The sequence below is a fragment of the Pseudomonas sp. S44 genome (assembly GCF_016624805.1).
In the GTDB taxonomy this organism is placed as follows: Bacteria; Pseudomonadota; Gammaproteobacteria; order Pseudomonadales; family Pseudomonadaceae; genus Aquipseudomonas; species Aquipseudomonas machongensis.
Genome location: NZ_JACVTY010000018.1, coordinates 87,306 through 108,643 on the forward strand (window position 1 = coordinate 87,306; position 21,338 = coordinate 108,643).

The following is a 21,338-nucleotide window of genomic DNA, read 5'->3' on the forward strand; positions in this document are numbered from 1 at the left end:
GTGTCAGGCCCTGTTGGCGAACAGGGCCTGGATCCTTGCGCTGAACAACGTGAGCGACAACAGCAACAGGCCGAGCACGTTGGCCGGCGTGTAGTTGTAGTGCCAAAGCCCGCAACTGAGCAGCACGATGGCGGCGAGTACCAAGGCCCAGGCAGCCAGTGGCCGCAGCCTTGGGCGACGCCGTTGGATGAACAGCGCGCGGGTGAACAGCGGGGCGTCCAGGCTGCCCTTGAGCAGGGTGATGCCGCCCAGCAGGAGCAGTTCGAGGATATCCAGTACATCGACGGAGCCTGCCGGAATGCCGAGGTCGGCGAGGCTGGGCGTGGCCCGGTAGTAGTTCATGCCCCAGTTGATCAGGTTGTCCAGGGCCATGGCATGCCAGTAGACGCCGGGAATCTTGCCGTGCAGCGCAGATTGGGTGAGGTCGCCGGTGCCAGCGATCTGCGCGCCGACCAGGACCAGCTTCCCGCGCAGCAGTGATTCGAGCAGCTTGCGGTCGTCCGGGTCGGTGACCTCAAGGTCGGTAGGCGACAGCGTCAGGGTGTACGCGCAGGTCGCCCGTGCCTGTTTGCCCAGCTTCCAGAACACCGCCTGCTTCAGTTGCTCGAACAATCCCGGAATATCGCAGGTGCTGACATCGGCGACCTTTTCCTGCTCGGGCGAGCGGTACACGCCCCATTGCACGGTCATCGGAGCAAGCTCGGCAGCCCTGGCGGGGTCTGCGGGCAGGTCTGTGCATGCCTGGTGGCGGCAATAGTCGCGGTAGAGCCGCAGGGCCGGAGTTTCCAGCGTGCCCAAGGGCGTCTTCACGGCGAGCGGGTACTGGTTGCCGAAGTCGCTCCAGCTCACCAGCGCTGGTGTGCTGACCTCGGCCAGGCGCGGCAGGGTGTTGACCGCGCCTTCGCTTGCCCGCGGCAGGCCGGTATCGGCCAGGTACAGCGGGATATCCTGCTGGCGATAGCGTTCGAACACATTGGCCAGCAGCTGGCTTTCCATGCGTGGGGGCTGCCCGGGGATTTCACGCGAGTGGTCGTGGCTGTAGAGCAGGTCGACGAACACTGCCGCCGGCTCATAGGCCAGCAGGCGTTTGAACAGCTTGCTCTGCTCGTTGTACGGCAGCGGCCAGTAGGTGTCGTTGCGCAGCAGGTAGTCATCGTCGATCAAGACCACCACGACCTGTTGCTGGCCCTTGTCGGCGTAGGTAGCTGCCAACAGGCGGTTGAGCCAGCGCGACGAGGCATCGTCGGTCGAGCTGGCGATACCAAAGGGGTCGAGCAACGCGATCAGTACGACTGACAGGCCGAACAGCGCCTGGCGCAGGGAAAAAAGGGAGAGCTTCAGCATCCATGCCTCAAACAAGGGGTTGAGGCATTTTGCCACTATTGGCGATCGATCCGAAAGCGCCCGCAACCATCGAGGGGCGCATTGCGCCCCGTCAATGATCGAATCGTCGTGTTACAGCGCCAGCTCCACGCTCAATTGGCGTGACAGGCACGGCCAGCGCTTCCAGGCTGCGCCGGTCTCGGGGCTGCTGAGGGTGTTGCGATAGGCTTCGACCGACTCCACGGCAAAGCTTTCGTCATCGAGCATTTCTTCGACCGAGTGATGCACCACTTCATCCAGCTGGTTGGCGAAGTCCTCGCCGATCAACTGGTGGGCGATGAGGTTGGCCACGGTGGTGTCCACCGGAATCAGCGGCTGCTGGAAGTGGCGGATATACAGGTCGTTGACCTCCTCGACCAGACGATGGGCCAGATAGGCTTCATCGAGGAGGCAATCCAGGCCCACGTGTCCCTGCATCACCTCCGGGGGCTGCAGGAAATAGGCTTCGGCGATTTTCAGCACCGGCTTGATCTGCGACTCGATGCCGGCCTCGCGGGCGACGGCGTTAGCCGCTTCGAGCAATTCCGGAACCTGGTCGATGTAGGCCCGGACGAAGCGCGTCAAGGTACCCTGGGCGTCCTGCGGGGGCAGTTGGATCGAAGGATGCAGGTGAGGCAGTTGTTGTTCGAGGCGTTGCTTCAGTTGGCCTGTGCGGCTCTCATGTTGATGGGCGTGTTCGATCTGCTCGCGTACAGCTGCGATGTTCATGACAACTCCAGGGACAAGGCGTTACAAACGGAAGACACTAAGTTAGCTCGGCTGCGTAGATTGCTAAGACGCATTTGTTATAACAACAAGGCACTTGTTCCGCTGGGTTATATCAATGTGCCACTATTGTGCCCCGAACGCTCTGGAATAATCCTTTCAGCAGTTTCAGCAGGTGCGTGAAGTTGTTTTCACATCACGCGTTGCGTGCCATTGGCCGCTGTCTATACTCCGCTTGAACGTGATTCGTTGATGAGGCCCGACTGCCGTTTGCAGGGGGCTCGGTCGTCGAAGCCAGGCAGTCTTGACCCCCGTTCCCCCCCTTATGTCGTAGAAAACGTCGTCCACGCCTCCGGGACTACAAGAACGATAAGGGGAACCCGCAATGATGCGACATCCACATGTCTGGATGGGCCTCCTGTTGTGGACGGTGTTCGGCCAGGCACACGCGGCCTGGACCGTGAACATGTCTCCGGGGGCGACGGAAGTCTCCCACGCCGTGTTCGACCTGCACATGACCATCTTCTGGATCTGCGTGGTCATCGGCGTCGTGGTGTTCGGCGCGATGTTCTGGTCGATGGTCATCCATCGCCGCTCCACCGGCCAGCAGCCTGCGCATTTCCACGAGCACACCTGGGTCGAGATCATGTGGACGGTCGTCCCGTTCCTCATCCTCGTCGCCATGGCCATCCCGGCCACCAAGACCCTGATCGACATCTACGACGCCAGCGAGTCGGACATCGATATTCAGGTCACCGGCTACCAGTGGAAATGGCACTACAAGTACCTGGGCCAGGACGTCGAATTCTTCAGCAACCTCGCCACCCCTTCCGAGCAGATCCGCAACCAGGCGCCCAAGGACGAGCATTACCTGCTCGAGGTCGATCAGCCGCTGGTGTTGCCGGTCGGGGCCAAGGTGCGTTTCCTGGTGACCGCCGCCGACGTGATCCATTCCTGGTGGGTGCCGGCCTTTGCGGTCAAGCGTGATGCCATTCCCGGTTTCGTCAACGAAGCCTGGACGCGCATCGAGAAGCCGGGCATCTACCGCGGCCAGTGCACCGAGCTGTGCGGCAAGGACCACGGCTTCATGCCCGTGGTGGTCGAGGTGAAGTCCAAGGCCGACTACGACACCTGGCTCGGCGAGCGCAAGGCCGAAGCAGCCAAGCTCAAGGAGCTGACCAGCAAGGAGTGGACGCTCGAAGAGCTGGTCGAGCGTGGCGACAAGGTCTACCACACCACCTGCGTGGCCTGTCACCAGGCCGAAGGCCAGGGCTTGCCGCCGATGTTCCCGGCGCTCAAGGGCTCGAAGATCGCCACCGGGCCCAAGGAAGCCCACCTGGGCATCGTCTTCCATGGCAAGCCCGGCACCGCCATGGCGGCGTTTGGCAAGCAACTGTCGGAGGTCGATATCGCCGCGGTGGTCACCTACGAACGCAACGCCTGGGGCAACAACAAGGGCGACATGGTCACGCCGAAGGACGTACTGGCGCTCAAGCAGGCGGACGCGCAATGAACCGGGTTAGCCGTGGCAATCAGCGGATTGCAGGAGACAGGACATGAGTGCAGTGATCGACGACCACGGCCATGACCATGCGCATGGTCCGGCCAAGGGCCTGATGCGCTGGGTACTGACCACCAACCACAAGGACATCGGCACGATGTACCTGTGGTTCAGCTTCGCCATGTTCCTGCTTGGCGGCTCGTTCGCCATGGTGATCCGCGCCGAGCTGTTCCAGCCGGGCCTGCAGATCGTGGAGCCGGCGTTCTTCAACCAGATGACCACCATGCACGGGCTGATCATGGTGTTCGGCGCGGTGATGCCGGCGTTCGTCGGCCTGGCCAACTGGATGATTCCGCTGATGATCGGCGCTCCGGACATGGCCCTGCCACGTATGAACAACTTCAGCTTCTGGCTGCTGCCGGCGGCCTTCCTGCTGCTGGTCTCGACCCTGTTCAGCCCCGGCGGCGGGCCGAACTTCGGCTGGACCTTCTATGCGCCGCTGTCGACCACCTATGCGCCGGCCAGCGTCACCTTCTTCATCTTCGCCATCCACCTGATGGGTATCAGTTCGATCATGGGCGCGATCAACGTCATCGCCACCATCCTCAACCTGCGCGCCCCGGGCATGACGCTGATGAAGATGCCGCTGTTCGTCTGGACCTGGTTGATCACCGCCTTCCTGCTGATCGCGGTGATGCCGGTGCTGGCCGGCGTGGTCACGATGATGCTGATGGACATCCACTTCGGCACCAGCTTCTTCAGCGCGGCGGGTGGCGGCGACCCGGTGCTGTTCCAGCACGTGTTCTGGTTCTTCGGCCACCCCGAGGTGTACATCATGATCCTGCCGGCCTTCGGCGCGGTCAGCTCGATCATCCCGGCGTTCTCGCGCAAGCCGCTGTTCGGCTACACCTCGATGGTCTATGCCACCGGTGCGATCGCCTTCCTGTCGTTCATCGTCTGGGCTCACCACATGTTCGTGGTCGGCATCCCGGTGGTGGGCGAGCTGTTCTTCATGTACGCCACCATGCTGATCGCCGTGCCCACTGGGGTGAAGGTGTTCAACTGGGTCAGCACCATGTGGCAGGGCGCGATGACCTTCGAGGCGCCGATGCTGTTCGCCATCGCCTTCGTCATCCTGTTCACCATCGGCGGCTTCTCGGGCTTGATGCTGGCCATCGCCCCGGCGGACTTCCAGTACCACGACACCTATTTCGTGGTCGCCCACTTCCATTACGTGCTGGTGCCGGGCGCGATCTTCGGCATCTTTGCCTCGGCCTACTACTGGCTGCCGAAATGGACCGGGCACATGTACGACGAAACCCTGGCCAAGCTGCATTTCTGGCTGTCGTTCGTGGGCATGAACCTGGCCTTCTTCCCCATGCATTTCGTCGGGCTGGCCGGGATGCCGCGACGGATTCCGGACTACAACCTGCAGTTCGCCGACTTCAACATGATCTCCTCCATCGGTGCGTTCATGTTCGGCGCCACGCAGATCTTCTTCCTGTTCATCGTCATCAAGTGCATCCGCGGCGGCGAGCCGGCTCCGGCCAAGCCCTGGGATGGCGCCGACGGGCTGGAGTGGTCGGTGCCCTCGCCTGCGCCCTACCACACCTTCCAGACCCCGCCGGAAGTGAAATAGGAGACTGACGCGATGACCGGCCTGTCGCTCAAACGCCTGGTGCTGCGCCTGTTGATGCTCACGGTGGTGATGTTCGCCTTCGGCTTTGCCCTGGTGCCGATCTACGACGTGATGTGCAAGGCCTTTGGTATCAACGGCAAGACGGGCGGGCAGTACGAGGGCAGCCAGGTCAGCGACCCCTCGCGCACGGTGCGGGTGCAGTTCATGTCGACCAACGCCAGCGACATGGTCTGGGACTTCTACTCCACCGCTGACCAGCTCGAAGTGAATCCGGGTGCGGTGAACCAGATGGTGTTCGTTGCGCACAACCCGACCGACCGGCCGATGAGTGCGCAGGCCGTTCCTAGCATCACCCCGGCCGAAGCGGCCGCGTATTTCCACAAGACCGAGTGCTTCTGTTTCACCCAGCAGGTGCTGCAGCCCGGCGAGCGCATCGAGATGCCGGTGCGCTTCATCGTCGACCGCGACCTGCCGGGCAATGTGAAGCACCTGACCCTGGCCTACACCTTGTTCGACATCACTGCGCGTCACCCGCCGGTCGCCCATGCCGCGGTACAGGACGTTCAGGACGCCCGCTGAGGCAAGGAGAACAGCAATGGCAAGTCATGAGCACTACTACGTTCCGGCGCAGAGCAAGTGGCCGATCATCGCCACTATCGGGCTGTTCATCACGGTGTTCGGCCTGGGTACCTGGTTCAACGACCTCAAGGCCGGACACCCGGAATCCCACGGGCCGCTGATCTTCTTCGTCGGTGCGCTGTTTCTGGCCTACATGTTGTTCGGCTGGTTCGGTGCGGTGGTCAAGGAGAGCCACGCCGGGCTGTACAGCGCGCAGATGGACCGCTCGTTCCGCTGGGGCATGAGCTGGTTCATCTTCTCGGAGGTGATGTTCTTCATGGCCTTCTTCGGGGCGCTGTTCTATGTGCGGGTGCTGGCCGGACCCTGGATCGGCGGCGAAGGTGCCAAGGGCGTGACGCATATGCTCTGGCCCAGCTTCGAGTTCGTCTGGCCGTTGCTGCACACGCCCGATCCGAAGCTGTTCCCGCCGCCCAAGGACATCATCAACCCCTGGCACCTGCCGCTGATCAACACCCTCCTGTTGGTCAGCTCCAGCGTCACCATCACCATCGCCCACCATGCCCTGCGCAAGGGCCATCGCGGTGCGCTGAAACTGTGGCTGGGGCTGACCATCCTGCTGGGGCTATCGTTCCTGGCTCTGCAGGCCTACGAATACTACGAGGCCTACGTGCACCTTGGCCTGACCCTGGGCTCGGGAATCTACGGTGCGACCTTCTTCATGCTCACCGGTTTTCATGGTGCGCACGTCACGCTCGGCACCTTGATCCTGATCGTGATGTTCGTGCGCGTGCTGCGCGGGCATTTCAACCCGGACAAGCATTTCGGGTTCGAGGCGGCCAGCTGGTACTGGCACTTCGTGGATGTGGTGTGGGTGGGGTTGTTCATCTTTGTGTATGTGCTTTAGCCGCAAGGTGGACCCTGTGGGTGGGGTGATTCAGAACGGCGCGTGCGAAACCAGCTGCCCGCTGATGAAGCCCCAGGCCACCAGGCCGACGGTCAGGGCGGCCAGGATGACGCGCACGGTCAGGGCCTTGAGCAGGCGGGTCGAGTGGTCATCGTCCTTGACCAGGAACACCAGGCCACTGAACAGGCTGGCGATGGTGGCCAACAGCATCAGGACAATCGCGGCCTTGAGCATGGCGAAACTCCGGGGGGATGCAGTGATGTGGACAAGTATAGCGATCGACAGGGCGAGGCCGCGGTGAGGCCATTTCGCCCAGGGCTGGTCCCGACCCTGGTGGTGTTCGCGCTGCTGCCGGGGCTGATCGCGCTTGGCTGCTGGCAACTGCGTCGGGCCGAAGAAAAGCGCCAACTGCTCGACAGCTACGCCGAGCGGCGCATCGAGGCGCCGGTGGCCGTGGCGCAGCTTGTGCAACTGCCTGACCCGGTCTTCTACCGCGTGCGCCTGTTCGGTCAGTTCGACCCCGAGCACAGCCTGCTGCTGGACAACCGCCTGCGCGACGGCCAGGCCGGTGTCGAGCTGCTGCAACCCTTCCATGACCAGGCCAGCGGCCAGTGGTTGCTGGTCAATCGCGGCTGGTTGCCCTGGCCGGACCGCCGCGTGCCTGTGCGTTTCGACACCCCGGCCCAGCCCCTGGCGTTGCAGGCCACGGTCTATGTGCCGCCAGGCAGCACCTTTCAGCTGCACCCCGACCCGCCCGGCGGCCAGTGGCCGCACCTGCTGACCGCTGTCGATCCCGCGCAGCTCTGGCAGCAACTGGCGCGCGAAGGCTTCGCCCATGAACTGCGCCTGGAACCAGGCCCTGCCAGCTATCGGCTGGATTGGCCGGTCGTTGCCATGGGCCCGGAAAAACACCTCGGCTATGCCGTGCAGTGGTTCGCCCTGAGCACGGCGCTGGTGCTGCTGTACCTGTATTTCGGCTGGCACAACGACAACAAGGAGAAACGCCATGGCCGCCGCCACGAGTCCACTGGACGTGCCTGAAGGGCGCAAGTCCCGCACCCGCGGGCGCTTGCAACTGATCCTGATCCTGCTGGTGACCCTCGGTCCGATGATCCTCGCCACCAGCATGTACAAGCTCAAGTTCTGGGTGCCGGAGGGGCGCAGCTACCATGGCGTGATGATCGGCAACGGCCAAAGCCGCGCCGATATCGGCATCCAGGCTCAGGACGAGCGCTGGCAACTGCTGGTCAGCACGCCCGATGCCTGCACCGAGGACTGCCAGCAACTGGTCTACCTCGCCCGACAGATCCAGGTCGGCCTTGGCCGCGATGCCAGCCGCGCCAGCCATGCGCTGGCAACCGCGACGCCCGTGAGTGGCGACTACCAGGCGCTGCTCGAGCGCGAGTATCCGCAACTGCAGCGCTATCCGCTGGATGCCGACCGCTATCGCACAAAGGTCGTCGAGCCCGGCGCGCAACTGTGGATCGTCGATCCCCACGGCAACCTGGTGCTGCGCTACGACGCCAAGGTCAAGGGCAAGCATGTGCTCGACGACCTGCGCCACCTGCTCAAGCTGTCCAACATCGGCTAGGAGGCCAGCATGGCCAGACCCGGTTACCGACTCGCTGTGTTCGCCACCCTGCTGGCACTGGTCGTCGTGCTGCTCGGCGCCTACACGCGACTGACTCACGCCGGGCTTGGCTGCCCCGACTGGCCCGGCTGCTATGGCTTCATCGGCGTGCCCAAGACCGATGCGCAACTGGCCCATGCCGAGTTGCACTTCCCCGAGCATCCAGTGGAAGAAGCCAAGGGCTGGGCGGAAATGGTGCATCGTTATTTTGCCGGCACCCTGGCGCTGGTCATCGCTTGGCTGGCGATAGGTGCGGTACGTCGTCACGGCCGCGACGGCGGGCCCTACCGGTTGCCGGTGCTGCTGCTGGCCGTGGTGCTGGCACAGGCAGCGTTCGGCATGTGGACGGTGACCCTCAAACTCTGGCCGCAGGTGGTCACGGCGCACCTACTCGGAGGCTTCACCACCCTGAGCTTGCTGTTCCTGTTATCCCTGCGTCTATCCCGGGCCTTTGCGCCACCGCCCAAGCTGCCGTTGAGTCTGCGTCGGGTAGCTGCGCTGGCACTGCTGGTGGTGATTGGGCAGATCGCCCTGGGCGGGTGGGTGAGTGCCAACTACGCGGCAGTCGCCTGCATCGACTTGCCGACCTGCCATGGTCAATGGTGGCCTGCGGCAGACTTCAGCAACGGTTTCCATCTCACCCAGCACGTCGGCCCCAACTACCTGGGCGGGCAGCTCGACAGTGATGCGCGTACGGCCATCCATATCAGCCATCGCCTGGGTGCATTGATGGTCGTGGCAGTGCTGTTGATGCTGAGCTGGAAGCTGCACCGCAATGGCCTGTCCGGCCTGGCCCGGCTGGTGCTTGCTGCCCTGGCGCTGCAGGTGGGGTTGGGGATCAGCAACGTGCTGCTGCACCTGCCGCTGGGGGTGGCTGTGGCGCACAACGCCGGGGGCGCCCTGCTGCTGCTGACCATGGTGCTGGTGAACTACCGCATTCGGGTGGTCGACAAGGTGCGTGTCGGCCTGGGCTGGCGCCTGCGGCCGGTCACGCCTGGCGGCGTTTCCCATCATCTGAGGAACGACACGTGGCGACGGTTCTGAGCCAAGGGCGGCAGCGCGCTGGCTGGCGCGACTACCTGGAGCTGACCAAGCCCAAGGTGGTGGTGCTGATGCTGATCACCTCGCTGGTAGGCATGTTCCTCGCCACCCGCGCGGGTGTGCCGTGGACGGTGCTGCTGTTCGGCAATCTGGGCATCGCCCTGTGCGCCGGCGGCGCGGCGGTAGTCAACCATGTACTAGACCGGCGCATCGATGCCTTGATGGCCCGCACCTGCAAGCGGCCGGTGGCCAAGGGACGGGTTGCGCCCCTGCCGGCGCTGGCGTTCGCTCTGGCCTTGGCAATCGCCGGGATGGCGTTGCTGCTGGCCTTCACCAATCCGCTCACAGCCTGGCTCACGCTCGCCTCCCTGTTGGGCTATGCGGTCGTCTACACCGGCTTTCTCAAGCGCGCCACGCCGCAGAACATCGTGATCGGCGGCCTGGCGGGCGCCGCCCCGCCGTTGCTGGGTTGGGTCGCGGTCAGCGGCCACCTGAGCGCCGAGCCGCTGTTGCTGGTGCTGATCATCTTTACCTGGACGCCACCGCACTTCTGGGCCCTGGCCATCCACCGCAAGGAGGAATACGCCAAGGCCGAGATACCCATGCTGCCGGTGACCCACGGCGAGCACTACACCAAGCTGCACATACTGCTCTACAGCCTGGTACTGCTGGCGGTGAGCCTGCTGCCCTACGCCATCCACATGAGCGGCCCGCTCTACCTGGGCTGCGCCCTGTTGCTGGGGCTGCGCTTTGTCCAGTGGGCCTGGGTGTTGTACCGTGGCACCCGGCCGCACGCGGCGATCGGCACCTTCAAGTACTCTATCGCGTACCTGTTCCTGCTGTTCATCGCCCTGCTCGTTGACCACTACCTGTTGCTGAACCTATGACCCGAACCCAGAAAACCGTCTTCATCCTCGTTGCCCTGGTCGCGCTGATCATGGGCTTGACCGTCAACAAGGTGCTCAATGGCCGTAGCGAGGCCAATCCGGCCGAACTGATCGATGCCGGCATCATCCTCCTGCCGCAGAGCCGCAGCGTGCCGGATGTCACCATGAACGACCAGAACGGCCAGCCGGTGGCGCTGGATCAGTTGAAGGGCAAGTGGTCGTTGCTGTTCTTCGGCTACACCTACTGCCCGGACATCTGCCCAACCACGTTGGCGCAGTTGCGGCAGGTGAAGAGCGAGTTGCCCAAGGAGACGATCGACCGCTTGCAGGTGGTGCTGGTGAGCGTCGACCCGAACCGCGACACGGCGCAGCAGCTCAAGCAGTACCTGGGCTATTTCGACAAGGATTTCGTGGGGCTGGCAGGTTCCATCGAGGATACCCAGAAGCTGGCCAATGCCCTGAGCATTCCGTTCATCCCGGCGGACACCAGCAAGCCAGGGTACACCGTCGATCACAGTGGCAACCTGGCGGTGGTCGGGCCGGACGGGCGTCAGCGCGGGTTCATTCGTGCGCCGTTCAACAACCAGAAGCTGGTGGCGCAGTTGCCGGGGCTGGTCAAGCGGGATTGATGAACCCCCAAAAGCTTCGCGGGCAAGTCGGCGTTCCGACTTGCCCGCGAAGAATCCAGCGGTGTAGTTCGGCTTAGAACGCCGGCACCACAGCGCCTTTGTACTTCTCGTTGATGAACTGCTTCACCTCAGGCGAGTGCAGCGCCTGCACCAGCTTCTTCACCGCGTCCGCGTCCTTGTTGTCCTCACGGGTCACCAGGATGTTCACGTACGGCGAGTCGCTGCCTTCGATGGCCAGGGCGTCCTTCTCTGGATTGAGCTTGGCTTCCAGGGCGTAGTTGGTGTTGATCAGCGCTGCATCGACCTGGGTCAGCACGCGCGGGATGGTGGCCGCTTCCAGTTCGCGGAATTTCACACCCTTCGGATTTTCAGCCACATCCTTCACGGTGGACAGGATGTTGGTGTTGTCCTTGAGCTTGATCACGCCAGCCTTGTCCAGCAGCAGCAGAGCGCGGCCGCCGTTGGTGGCGTCATTGGGGATGACCACGGTGGCGCCGGATGGCAGTTCGTCGAGCTTCTTGATCTTGGCCGAGTAGACGCCCAGCGGCTCGATGTGCACGCCGGCAACGCTGACCAGCTTGGTGCCCTTGGCCTTGTTGAATTCATCCAGGTACGGCTGGTGCTGGAAGAAGTTGGCGTCCAGGCGTTTTTCCGCGACCTGCACGTTCGGTTGAATGTAGTCGGTGAACTCCTTGACCTTCAGCTCCACGCCTTCCTTCGCCAGCTGTGGCTTGACGAAGTTGAGGATCTCGGCGTGCGGCACCGGGGTGGCGGCGACGGTCAGGGTTTCGGCGGCATTGGCCGAGAAGGCCGCGACGGCGGCGACGACAGCGAACAGCTTTTTCATCGATCACTCCTTGTGAGGGCCGCGACGGCCCCCGAACGGGACGGCCGGGCCGACCCTGTTAGGCTTACTTACGGGAAAAATGTACGACCAGCTTGTCGCCGACGCTCTGCAGAATCTGCACCAGTACCAACAGCAATACCACCGTGACGATCATCACGTCGGTCTGGAAACGCTGGTAGCCGAAGCGGATGGCCAGGTCGCCGAGGCCGCCCGCGCCGACCACACCGGCCATCGCGGTGTAGGACACCAGGGTGATGGCGGTGACGGTGATGGCCGCGAAGATGCCCGGACGGGCCTCCGGCAGCAAGGCATTGGTGATGATCTGGCGGGTGGTGGCGCCCATCGACTGGGTGGCTTCGATGATGCCGCGGTCCACCTCGCGCAGTGCGGTCTCGACCAGGCGCGCGAAGAATGGCGTGGCGCCCACGACCAGTGGCGGAATGGCACCGGCCACGCCCAGCGAGGTACCGGTGATCAGCACGGTGATCGGAATCATCACGATCAACAGGATGATGAACGGCAGCGACCGCAGGATGTTGACGATCAGCGACAGCAGCGCGTAGACGCCCTTCTGCTCGAACATCTGCCGGGGCCCGCAGAGGAACAGCAGCACGCCCAGTGGCAGGCCGAGCAGCACCGTGAACAGCAGCGAGCCGAACAACATGATCAGGGTGTCGCCGGTGGCGAGGGAAATCTCGGCCCAGTCGACGTTGGCGAAGAAATTCAGGGCGTCCATCAGCGCAGGACCTCCATGTGTACGTCAGCCGCCTTGAAGCGGTCAAACGCTGCGTCGATGTTGCCGCCGGTGACGGCGAGGGTCAGTTGCCCGTAGGGGACATCCTTGATGCGGTCGATACGGCCGGCCAGGATGCTGTAGTCCACCCCGGTCTCTCGGGCCACGGTACCCAGCAGCGGCGCGTAGGTGGCGTCGCCCTGGAACGTCAGGCGCACGATGCGGCCCGGCACGTGGGCGAAGTCGTCGCGCTGCTCGCCTTCGTCGACCTGCTCGTCTTCCTGGACGAAGCGCTTGGTGGTCGGGTGTTGCGGGTGCAGGAACACGTCCGCCACCGGCCCCTGCTCGACGATCACCCCGGCGTCCATCACCGCCACGCGGTCGCAGACTCGGCGGATCACATCCATCTCGTGGGTGATCAGCACGATGGTGAGCTTCAGCTCGCGGTTGATCTCGGCCAACAGTTGCAGCACCGAGGCGGTGGTCTGCGGGTCGAGAGCGCTGGTGGCTTCGTCACACAGCAGGATCTTCGGGTTGGTCGACAGCGCCCGGGCGATGCCCACGCGTTGTTTCTGGCCGCCCGACAGTTGTGCCGGGTATTTTTTCGCGTGGTCCGACAATCCGACGCGGGCCAGCAACTGGCTGACGCGCTTGTCGATCTCTGCGCGCGACAGCTCGCCGGCCAGCACCAGTGGCAGGGCGACGTTGTCTGCGACGGTTTTCGAGGCGAGCAGGTTGAAGTGCTGGAAGATCATGCCGACCTGCTGGCGGAAGCGGCGCAGCTGGTTGGCGTCGAAGGCGGTGACGTCTTCGCCGTCGACGATGATCTTGCCGCCGGACGGCGCTTCGAGGCGGTTGATCAGGCGCAGCATGGTGCTCTTGCCAGCGCCGGAGTGGCCGATCAGGCCGAACACCTGGCCATTCTCGATGGTCAGGCTGGTCGGATTCAGGGCGGGGATGTCCCTACCGGCGACGCGGTAGGTCTTGTGCACATGTTGGAACTCGATCACGTAGCGAACCTTGTGGGGCGCATGGAAATTGGGGTCAGCGGTGAGCTGGGGTGGCGCATTTTAGCCTTTTCCCATAGTTGTTCTTAGCATTTATTTCGTAATCGACCAATCGATCCGGCATAGCGCGACAACCGGTAATCCCGATGGAACGCTTGGCGAAACGGTCCAGTCATTACTTGAACAAGCCCGAACGGGCAGCCTGAAGACTGATGAGGAGAGCCAAGATGTCGAGCAACAGGACGGATGCGCCCAAGCAGAGCGAACTGGCCGGTACCCAGACGCCCGACCGCGCCAACACCAATGCCAAGCTGCAAAGCCTCGAACAGGACCGTAACGACGCCACTGGCCAGGCGTTGCGTACCAACCAGGGCGTACGTATCGCCGACAATCAGAACACCCTCAAGGCGGGCGCACGCGGGCCTTCGCTGCTCGAAGACTTCATCATGCGCGAGAAGATCACCCACTTCGACCACGAGCGCATCCCGGAGCGCATCGTGCACGCCCGAGGTACCGGTGCCCATGGTTATTTCCAGAGTTATGGCGATCACAGCGCCCTGACCAAGGCCGGCTTCCTGCAGGATGCCGAGAAGATCACCCCGGTGTTCGTGCGTTTCTCCACGGTGCAGGGGCCGCGTGGCTCAGGTGATACCGTGCGTGATGTACGTGGATTTGCCGTCAAGTTCTATACCGATGAAGGCAATTTCGATCTGGTTGGCAACAATATGCCGGTGTTCTTCATCCAGGATGCGATCAAGTTTCCCGATTTCGTCCACGCGGTGAAGCCTGAGCCGCACAACGAAATACCTACCGGCGGCTCGGCCCACGATACGTTCTGGGACTTCGTTTCGCTGGTGCCCGAGTCGGCGCACATGGTGATGTGGGCCATGTCCGACCGCGCCATTCCGCGTAGCCTGCGGATGATGGAAGGCTTCGGTGTGCATACCTTCCGGCTGATCAACGCCGAGGGCGTAGCCAATTTCGTCAAGTTCCACTGGAAGCCGCGCCAGGGCGTGCACTCGGTATTGTGGGACGAAGCGCAGAAGCTGGCGGGCAAGGACACCGACTACCATCGCCGCGATCTGTGGGAGGCCATCGAGACCGGTGACTATCCCGAGTGGGAACTGGGCGTGCAGATCGTGCCGGAGGAAGACGAGCACAAGTTCGACTTCGATTTGCTCGATCCGACCAAGATAATCCCCGAAGAACTGGTGCCGGTGACGCCGCTGGGCAAGATGGTGCTCAACCGCAATCCGGACAACTTCTTCGCCGAAATCGAACAGATCGCCTTTTGCCCGGGGCATATCGTGCCGGGCATCGACTTCACCAATGACCCGCTGCTGCAAGGCCGGCTGTTCTCTTACACCGACACTCAGATCAGCCGCCTGGGTGGGCCGAACTTCCACGAGATCCCGATCAACCGGCCGGTGGCGCGCAATGACAACAATCAGCGCGATGCCATGCACCGTCACACCATTCACAAGGGCCGCGCCGCCTACGAGCCCAACTCGATCGATGCTGGCTGGCCGAAAGAAACCCCTGCAGCGCCGCAGGACGGTGGCTTCGAGAGCTACCAGGAGCGCGTCGACGCGCACAAGATCCGCCAGCGCAGCGACTCGTTCGGCGATCACTTCTCGCAAGCGCGGCTGTTCTTCCACAGCATGAGCGACACCGAACAACAGCACATCATCAAGGCCTACAGCTTCGAGCTGGGCAAGGTGGAGCGCGAGCATATTCGTGCGCGTGAGGTTAATGAGATTCTGGCCAATATCGACCTGAAGCTTGCAGCCGCTGTCGCGCAGAACCTCGGCCTACCGGCGCCGAAGACCGGGACGGTCAAAGGTAAGGAATCGAAACTCAAGGCGTCGCCGGCCCTGAGCCAGATGAATCATCCCGGCGATGTGGGCATCAAGGGGCGCAAGATCGCGTTGCTGGTGGCCAATGGCGTGGATGACGAAAGCGTCGACAGGTTGGTCAAGGCGCTGGAGGCCCACAGCGCACGTCCCATGCTGCTGGGGCCAACCTCGGCGCCGGTGAAGACCTCTGGCGGCAAGGCGCTGGCGGTGGATGCGTCGATGGAGGGCATGCCTTCGGTCATGTTCGACGGGATCCTGGTGCCCGCTGGCAAGGCCTCGCTGGATGCACTGGCGGGCAGTGGCGTGGCCAAGCACTTCCTGCTCGAGGGCTACAAGCACCTCAAGGCGATCGCTCTGGCCAATGATGGCAAGGCGCTCCTGGGGGCGCTGGGGCTCAAGGAGGACAAGGGGTTGCTGCTTGGGGATGACCAGAAGACCGTGGAAGCCTTTGTGAAGGCGGTCGAAGGGCACCGGGTATGGGAGCGGGAGGCGGCTGCAGAAGCGATTCCGGCTTGATGCCGTAGCATCTGTTCGCGGGTAAACCCGCTCCCACAGGTTATGTACGCATCTGTGGAGGCGGGTTTACCCACTAAGATATCGACGCATCTGTGGGAGCGGGTTTACCCGCGAAGATGTCGACGCTGTTTCAGCGCTGATGCGGCACCAGCACCACCTGTGCTGGCAATGCCCGCTGGATCTCGTGCTTCTGCTTCAGCGCAAAGTCTGCATCGATCCGCGTCACCCGCTTCTGCAGCAGGGTCTTGAGCCACGGCGCATCCTGAGTGCGTGGCACCTGGAACACCACTTCGCACTGGTAATTCACCACATCGGCGGCGATGTTATCCAGTTGCTTGCGCATGGCTGCAATGTCCGTGGTTTTCAGTGCAATCACCGTGCTCGGTGCCGCCGGGTCGATGACCCGTGCCTGTGGCTTGGATTCTGCAGCCTTCAGCGCGGCTTCAGCCTTGTCCAGCTCGGCCTGGCGAGCATGGGCGACGGCATCACCGCCGGTCAGCGCTGGTGCCTGGGGCATCAGTGCACGGGCGCGGGCCAGCGCAGTGGCGGCCGCATTGACGTCGCCTTTCTGCAGGACGATCTGGCTGCGTTGCAGGTAGGCTTCGGCGATCTGGCGCTGGTATTGCTCGATACGCGCATCGTTCGGCGACTGTGCCTGCAGGCTGGCGAGCTGGTCTTCGGCAGTGGCCAGCTCGTTGCTGGCGATGTTCTGTTGCAACTGCTGCCAAGCGTCCGGCTGCGCAGGCGCGACCGGCTGCTCGACCGGGGCACTGGAACAGGCGGCCAGGAACAGGGAAAACGCGGCAACAAGCAGATAACGGGAGGCGAACGGCTTCATTCCTGCGACTCTCTATTTGCGCAAAAAGCGAGCAAGTCTACACCCAGGTGCGCACGCTCGAAAACAAGTCTTACAGACCCTTTACGGGCGCAAAGGTTGCAGGGTGCGTCAATGCGCACCCTGAAATTTCAGCGCTTGGGCAATGCCAGGCTCAGCAAGAATAGCACTGCGGCACAGACCACGATCGATGGACCAGCAGGCGTATCCTTGAACCAGGACATCGCCAGCCCCCCGCAAACCGCTGCCACGCCCAGCAAGCTGGCGCCCAGGGCCATCTGCTCGGGCGAGCGCGCGTGACGCTGTGCCGCAGCGGCCGGGATGATCAGCAGCGAGGTGATCAGCAGCACGCCGACGATCTTCATCGCCACTGCGATCACCACCGCGATCAGCAGCATCAGCGCCATGCGCAGGGCCGCCACTGGCAGGCCCTCGACCATCGCCAGCTCCTCGTGCACGGTGATTGCCAGCAGCGGGCGCCAGAGCACCGCGAGCAAGCCCAGCACCAACACACTGCCGCCGAGAATCCATGAAAGGTCGGTGGTACTGATCGCCAGCAGATCACCGAACAGGTAGGCCATCAGGTCGATGCGCACATCGTGCATGAAGCTCAGCACCACCAGTCCAAGCGACAGGGTGCTGGGTGCGAGGATGCCGAGCAGGGTGTCGGAGGCCAGCGGCTGACGCTGTTGCAGGGTCACTAGCAGGATCGCCAGCAGCAGGCAGCCGACCGTTACCGCGAGCGTGGGACTGACGTCCAGCACGAAGCCCAGCGCCACGCCCAGCAGCGCGGCATGGGACAAGGTGTCGCCGAAATAGGCCATGCGCCGCCAGACCACGAAGGAGCCCAGTGGGCCGGCCACCAGCGCCAGGGAAAGACCGGCAAGCAAGGCGTACAGAAGAAAATCAGCCATGCTTGCAGTGCTCTCCGTGAACATGGGCGCCAGGGGCGATCACCGCGCCGTGCAGATCGTGGCTGTGATCATGATGGTGGTGGTAGACCGCAAGGCTTGGAGCATTCTGGCCGAACAGCTCGACGAAGGCCGGGTCGTTGCTGACCTGCTCCGGGTGCCCGGAGCAGCACACATGGCGGTTCAGGCAGACCACTTGGTCGGTGGCGCTCATCACCAGGTGCAGGTCGTGGGAGACCATCAGCACACCGCAGCCATGGCGGTCGCGCAGGCGGGTGATGAGGTTGTACAGCTCGGTCTGGCCAACCACGTCGACGCCCTGTACCGGTTCGTCGAGCACCAGCAGTTCAGGCTCGCGCAGCAGCGCCCGCGCCAGCAATACCCGTTGCATCTCGCCCCCGGAGACCGTCTGGATCGGGCTGTCGATGACGTGTTCGGCGCCCACCTCCTGCAATGCCGACAACGCCGCGGCGCGATCCACGCCCGGTACCAGGCGCAGGAAACGCAGTACCGACAGCGGCAGGGTGGCGTCTACCTGGATCTTCTGCGGCATGTAGCCGATGCGCAGGCGCGGCTTGCGCCAGACCTTGCCACTGTTCGGCTTGAGCAGACCGAGCACGGCGCGCACAAGTGTGGTCTTGCCAGCACCGTTGGGGCCGATCAGGGTGACGATCTGGCGTGGTGCGACCGACAGGTCGATGCTGTCGAGCACCGATTCGCCGCCAAAGGTGACGCCGACCTGCTCCAGGCGGATCAGCGCGTCGCTCATGCGGCGCCCCGGCAGTTACTGCAAAGGCCGACCACTTCGACGGTCTGGGTGTCGACGGCAAAGCCCACGGCCTTGGCACTGGCGACGATGGCGCCGCTGATGCTCTCCTGCTCCAGTTCGATGGCCACGTGGCATTCGCGGCAGATCAGGAACTGGCCTTGGTGCTTGTGTTCAGGGTGGCTGCAGCCGATGAAGGCGTTGAGCGAGGCGATGCGGTGCACCAGGCCGTTCTCGAGCAGGAAGTCCAGGGCGCGGTACACGGTCGGTGGTGCGGCGCGGCGGCCGTCCTGTTCGCTGAGCACGGCGAGGATGTCGTAGGCGCCCAGCGGCTTGTGGCTTTGCCACACCAGCTCCAGCACACGGCGGCGCAGCGCGGTCAGGCGCAGACCCTGGCGGACGCACAGGGCGTCGGCTTCGGCCAAGGCGCTGTGGACGCAATGGGAATGATCGTGGGGACGGTGAGCCAGCGGCGTGATTGACATGGGCGGCGACGGTTATCGATGGAGACGTTATTATGTTACCTGTTTCTGACGAGCCGAGTATCCACTGTGTCCCGATTCCTTGCTCTCTTTGTCGCTTTCATCACCTTCTCGGCCCAGGCCGACGTGCGTGTGCTGACCAGCATCAAGCCCCTGCAGCAGATCGCTGCCGCGGTTCAGGACGGTGTCGGCAGCCCCGAAGTGCTGCTGCCGCCCGGCGCCTCGCCGCACAACTACGCCTTGCGCCCGTCCGACGTACGGAAGGTGGGCGATGCCGACCTGCTGTACTGGATCGGCCCGGACATGGAGAGCTTCCTGCCGCGCGTGCTGAAAAACCGCAGCAAGCCGACCATCGCCGTGCAGACGCTGGCGGACATGAAGCTGCGTCGTTTTGGCGAGGACAGCCACTCGCATGAAGCAGACCACGACGATCACGACCATGACCATGACCACCAGCCGGGATCGCTCGATGCGCACCTGTGGCTGTCATCGGTCAATGCCCGGGTGATTTCGGCGAAAATGGCCAGCGACCTGGCGGCGGCGGATCCGGCCAATGCGGCGCGCTATCAGGCCAACCAGAAGGCCTTCGTCGAGCGTCTGGACGCGCTCGACCAGCGGATCAAGGCCCGTGTGGCCGGCATTGCCGGCAAGCCTTACTTCGTGTTCCACGAAGCGTTCGACTATTTCGAAGCCGAGTACGGGCTGCGTCATACCGGCGTGTTCAGCGTCGCCGCCGAAGTGCAGCCGGGTGCCCAGCATGTCGCGGCCATGCGCAAGCGTCTGCAGGAAGTTGGCCCGACCTGCGTGTTCAGCGAGCCGCCGATCCGCCCGCGCCTGGCCGAAACACTGGTGGCCGGACTGCCGGTGACCTTGGCGGAGCTGGATGCACTGGGTGGGAACGATCCGGTGGATGGCAAGGGCTACGAGCGTTTGCTGGAGAAGCTGGGCAACGACCTGGTGGGTTGCCTGGAGCATCTATAGCGGCTGACCCGGCCCTATCGCGGGGCAAGTCGCAGCGGCGAACCGCCGCTCCCACAGGTACGGCGCTGATTCTGGGTTCAGTGCCGTGCCTGTGGGAGCGGCGGTTCGCCGCTGCGACTTGTCCCGCGATAGGGCCGCGGCGCTTACAGCGCAAACGGCAACTTCAAAGCCACCTGCTGACGCTGCACCAAACGCACCTCGAACTCGCTCGGATCATGGATCGTCACGTCCATGCCGGCGAAGTCCCGCGCCGCGATCAGGCGCGACAGCCAGAAGCGTACGCAACCCACGCGCAGCATCACCTGCCACAGCTCTGCCTCGGCCGCAGTGAACGGCCGCAGCGCCGCGTACGCCCCCAGCAGCGCCTGGGCGCGCGGCAGATCGATGCCGCCGTCGGCGTCCAGGCACCAGTCGTTGATGGTGATGGCGATGTCATACAGCATCGGCCCGGAGCAGGCGTTGTAGAAATCGATCAGCCCGGTCAGGTGGGTGCCTTCGAACATCACGTTGTCGCGGAACAGGTCGGCGTGCAGGTTGGCCCTGGGCAGTGCCAGGATCTGCGCCTTGTGCGCGGCGATTTCGTCCAGTGCGGGTTGCAGCAGCTGCGCCTGTTCGGTGCTCAGGCCCGGCAGCAGGTCGGCGCCTGAGGCCAGCATCCAGTCCAGGCCCCGATCGGTTCGGCGCTCGATGATGCGCTCGCGGGTCGCCAGGTGGATATGCGCCAACAGCTCGCCAACCTGGGCGCAGTGCTGGTTGTTCGGTGCCTTGACGTGCTTGCCCGACAGCCGTGGCTGCAGCAGTGCCGGCTTGCCGCACAGTTCGCGCAGGCCCTTGCCGTCGCGATCGCGCACAGCGTAGGGAACGGGCATGTCGGCGTCATGCAGGACGTCGAGCAGTTCGATGAAGAACGGCATGTCTTCGGCCGGCCCCCGCTCGATCAGCGTCAGGACGAATTCCCCTTTTTCCAGGCTTACGAAGAAATTGCTGTTTTCGGTTCCGGCGGCAATGCCCTGGAAGTCGAGCAGACGGCCCAGCTCGTACGGCGCCAGAAAGGTTTCCAGCTCAGGCCGGGACACAGGGGTGAAGACTGACATGTTGAAAAGTTGCCCATACGGGCACCTCCTGGAGGAGGTGCCTGGTTGATAAGAACGATACGCGTTACTAGCTTACCATTCGAAGATTTTCCAGGACGGAATCAGCATGTCCGGCTGGTCGGATCGAATGAAATTGCCATCGGAGCCATCGGCGCGTACCAGGAAATAAGGCTTGCCGTTTTTCGGCGTGATCTTGATCGCATACAGGAAACCGTTCTGACGGTACTCCTGGATGGTTCTGTCGCCTTCCGTGCGAATGGTCACATCGGGATCTGCCGATGGGGCGTCGTCCGCCGCCAGCGTAACGACCGGCATGGTGGCCAGCAGGCTGAGCAGTAACAGGCGAATGGGTGTACGCATGATAACCTAAGTCCTTTTGTCGTCACTGATCCGGCTATTCTAGCTCCGGACC

23 protein-coding genes are annotated in these 21,338 nt (G+C 63.5%); 11 read left to right on the forward strand and 12 right to left on the reverse strand.

Annotated features, from left to right (window positions below; all coding sequences use genetic code 11):
- Window positions 1-3: 3 nt before the first annotated feature.
- Complete coding sequence (locus tag IAE40_RS15295; RefSeq protein ID WP_200603476.1) at window positions 4-1,344, reverse strand: CHASE2 domain-containing protein; 1,341 nt, start codon at window positions 1,342-1,344, stop codon at window positions 4-6.
- Between the two features lie 111 nt (window positions 1,345-1,455).
- Window positions 1,456-2,091 carry a hypothetical protein gene (locus IAE40_RS15300; protein ID WP_054893375.1) on the reverse strand — a complete coding sequence of 212 codons (636 nt, stop codon included), beginning with the start codon at window positions 2,089-2,091 and terminating at the stop codon, window positions 1,456-1,458.
- Window positions 2,092-2,473: 382 nt separating this feature from the next.
- Between IAE40_RS15300 and coxB the strand changes: the two genes are divergently transcribed.
- From coxB to IAE40_RS15320, 4 genes are read left to right on the forward strand one after another with little or no spacing between them, the layout of a single operon-like run.
- Window positions 2,474-3,601 (forward strand): cytochrome c oxidase subunit II, encoded by a 1,128-nt coding sequence (coxB, locus tag IAE40_RS15305; protein WP_054893374.1) that lies wholly within the window; start codon window positions 2,474-2,476, stop codon window positions 3,599-3,601.
- 43 nt (window positions 3,602-3,644) lie between these two features.
- Complete coding sequence (gene ctaD, locus IAE40_RS15310; RefSeq protein WP_065864686.1) at window positions 3,645-5,228, forward strand: cytochrome c oxidase subunit I; 1,584 nt, start codon at window positions 3,645-3,647, stop codon at window positions 5,226-5,228.
- A gap of 12 nt (window positions 5,229-5,240) precedes the next feature.
- Window positions 5,241-5,807, forward strand: a complete 567-nt coding sequence (locus IAE40_RS15315; protein ID WP_153774344.1) for a cytochrome c oxidase assembly protein — start codon at window positions 5,241-5,243, stop codon at window positions 5,805-5,807.
- A 16-nt stretch (window positions 5,808-5,823) separates the two neighbouring features.
- The gene (locus IAE40_RS15320) at window positions 5,824-6,711 is read left to right on the forward strand and encodes a cytochrome c oxidase subunit 3 (RefSeq protein ID WP_054893371.1); all 888 of its coding nucleotides are present in this window, start codon (window positions 5,824-5,826) and stop codon (window positions 6,709-6,711) included.
- A 30-nt stretch (window positions 6,712-6,741) separates the two neighbouring features.
- Here IAE40_RS15320 and IAE40_RS15325 read toward each other — a convergent pair whose 3' ends face one another.
- Window positions 6,742-6,945: a twin transmembrane helix small protein gene (locus tag IAE40_RS15325; RefSeq protein ID WP_054893370.1), complete on the reverse strand. Its 204-nt coding sequence runs from the start codon at window positions 6,943-6,945 to the stop codon at window positions 6,742-6,744.
- A gap of 63 nt (window positions 6,946-7,008) precedes the next feature.
- Here IAE40_RS15325 and IAE40_RS15330 point away from each other — a divergent pair, with 63 nt between their 5' ends.
- Genes IAE40_RS15330 through IAE40_RS15350 form a run of 5 tightly spaced genes read left to right on the forward strand, consistent with a single transcriptional unit; the run spans window position 7,009 to window position 10,898 of the window.
- Window positions 7,009-7,752 carry an SURF1 family protein gene (locus IAE40_RS15330; RefSeq protein WP_200603483.1) on the forward strand — a complete coding sequence of 248 codons (744 nt, stop codon included), beginning with the start codon at window positions 7,009-7,011 and terminating at the stop codon, window positions 7,750-7,752.
- Window positions 7,718-8,302 (forward strand): hypothetical protein, encoded by a 585-nt coding sequence (locus IAE40_RS15335; protein WP_063541988.1) that lies wholly within the window; start codon window positions 7,718-7,720, stop codon window positions 8,300-8,302. Before IAE40_RS15330 ends, IAE40_RS15335 begins: the two co-directional genes overlap by 35 nt.
- Before the next feature lie 9 nt (window positions 8,303-8,311).
- Entirely contained in the window at window positions 8,312-9,385 is a 1,074-nt protein-coding gene (locus IAE40_RS15340; RefSeq protein ID WP_125931061.1) for a COX15/CtaA family protein, read from the forward strand.
- Window positions 9,370-10,269 (forward strand): heme o synthase, encoded by a 900-nt coding sequence (gene cyoE / locus IAE40_RS15345; protein ID WP_200603477.1) that lies wholly within the window; start codon window positions 9,370-9,372, stop codon window positions 10,267-10,269. The genes IAE40_RS15340 and cyoE overlap by 16 nt, the downstream gene beginning before the upstream one ends.
- Window positions 10,266-10,898: an SCO family protein gene (locus tag IAE40_RS15350; RefSeq protein ID WP_200603478.1), complete on the forward strand. Its 633-nt coding sequence runs from the start codon at window positions 10,266-10,268 to the stop codon at window positions 10,896-10,898. The genes cyoE and IAE40_RS15350 overlap by 4 nt, the downstream gene beginning before the upstream one ends.
- Window positions 10,899-10,971: 73 nt before the next feature.
- Here the strand turns inward: IAE40_RS15350 and IAE40_RS15355 are convergent, their stop codons facing one another.
- The 3 genes from IAE40_RS15355 to IAE40_RS15365 all read right to left on the reverse strand — a co-directional run bounded on the left by IAE40_RS15355 (window position 10,972) and on the right by IAE40_RS15365 (window position 13,488).
- A complete protein-coding gene (locus tag IAE40_RS15355) occupies window positions 10,972-11,745 on the reverse strand; it encodes a MetQ/NlpA family ABC transporter substrate-binding protein (RefSeq protein WP_054893365.1) in 774 nt (257 codons plus the stop codon).
- 64 nt (window positions 11,746-11,809) lie between these two features.
- A complete protein-coding gene (locus IAE40_RS15360; RefSeq protein WP_054893364.1) occupies window positions 11,810-12,481 on the reverse strand; it encodes a methionine ABC transporter permease in 672 nt (223 codons plus the stop codon).
- Complete coding sequence (locus IAE40_RS15365) at window positions 12,481-13,488, reverse strand: methionine ABC transporter ATP-binding protein (protein ID WP_065864691.1); 1,008 nt, start codon at window positions 13,486-13,488, stop codon at window positions 12,481-12,483. The genes IAE40_RS15360 and IAE40_RS15365 overlap by 1 nt, the downstream gene beginning before the upstream one ends.
- Window positions 13,489-13,712: 224 nt before the next feature.
- Between IAE40_RS15365 and katE the strand changes: the two genes are divergently transcribed.
- The gene (gene katE / locus IAE40_RS15370) at window positions 13,713-15,857 is read left to right on the forward strand and encodes a catalase HPII (protein WP_153774340.1); all 2,145 of its coding nucleotides are present in this window, start codon (window positions 13,713-13,715) and stop codon (window positions 15,855-15,857) included.
- A gap of 130 nt (window positions 15,858-15,987) precedes the next feature.
- Here the strand turns inward: katE and IAE40_RS15375 are convergent, their stop codons facing one another.
- The 4 genes from IAE40_RS15375 to zur form a co-directional block, all read right to left on the reverse strand.
- Window positions 15,988-16,695 (reverse strand): PA5502 family lipoprotein, encoded by a 708-nt coding sequence (locus IAE40_RS15375; RefSeq protein WP_153774339.1) that lies wholly within the window; start codon window positions 16,693-16,695, stop codon window positions 15,988-15,990.
- A gap of 128 nt (window positions 16,696-16,823) precedes the next feature.
- Entirely contained in the window at window positions 16,824-17,606 is a 783-nt protein-coding gene (znuB, locus tag IAE40_RS15380) for a zinc ABC transporter permease subunit ZnuB (protein ID WP_063541998.1), read from the reverse strand.
- The gene (gene znuC, locus IAE40_RS15385; protein WP_200603479.1) at window positions 17,599-18,372 is read right to left on the reverse strand and encodes a zinc ABC transporter ATP-binding protein ZnuC; all 774 of its coding nucleotides are present in this window, start codon (window positions 18,370-18,372) and stop codon (window positions 17,599-17,601) included. The genes znuB and znuC overlap by 8 nt, the downstream gene beginning before the upstream one ends.
- Window positions 18,369-18,854, reverse strand: a complete 486-nt coding sequence (gene zur, locus IAE40_RS15390) for a zinc uptake transcriptional repressor Zur (protein ID WP_054893358.1) — start codon at window positions 18,852-18,854, stop codon at window positions 18,369-18,371. The genes znuC and zur overlap by 4 nt, the downstream gene beginning before the upstream one ends.
- 18 nt (window positions 18,855-18,872) lie before the next feature.
- Here zur and IAE40_RS15395 point away from each other — a divergent pair, with 18 nt between their 5' ends.
- The gene (locus IAE40_RS15395; protein ID WP_234465158.1) at window positions 18,873-19,832 is read left to right on the forward strand and encodes a metal ABC transporter solute-binding protein, Zn/Mn family; all 960 of its coding nucleotides are present in this window, start codon (window positions 18,873-18,875) and stop codon (window positions 19,830-19,832) included.
- Between the two features lie 143 nt (window positions 19,833-19,975).
- Here IAE40_RS15395 and IAE40_RS15400 read toward each other — a convergent pair whose 3' ends face one another.
- Window positions 19,976-20,926, reverse strand: a complete 951-nt coding sequence (locus tag IAE40_RS15400) for a homoserine kinase (protein WP_054893356.1) — start codon at window positions 20,924-20,926, stop codon at window positions 19,976-19,978.
- Window positions 20,927-20,998: 72 nt separating this feature from the next.
- Window positions 20,999-21,286 carry a DUF2782 domain-containing protein gene (locus IAE40_RS15405; protein WP_063542000.1) on the reverse strand — a complete coding sequence of 96 codons (288 nt, stop codon included), beginning with the start codon at window positions 21,284-21,286 and terminating at the stop codon, window positions 20,999-21,001.
- Window positions 21,287-21,338: the final 52 nt, after the last annotated feature.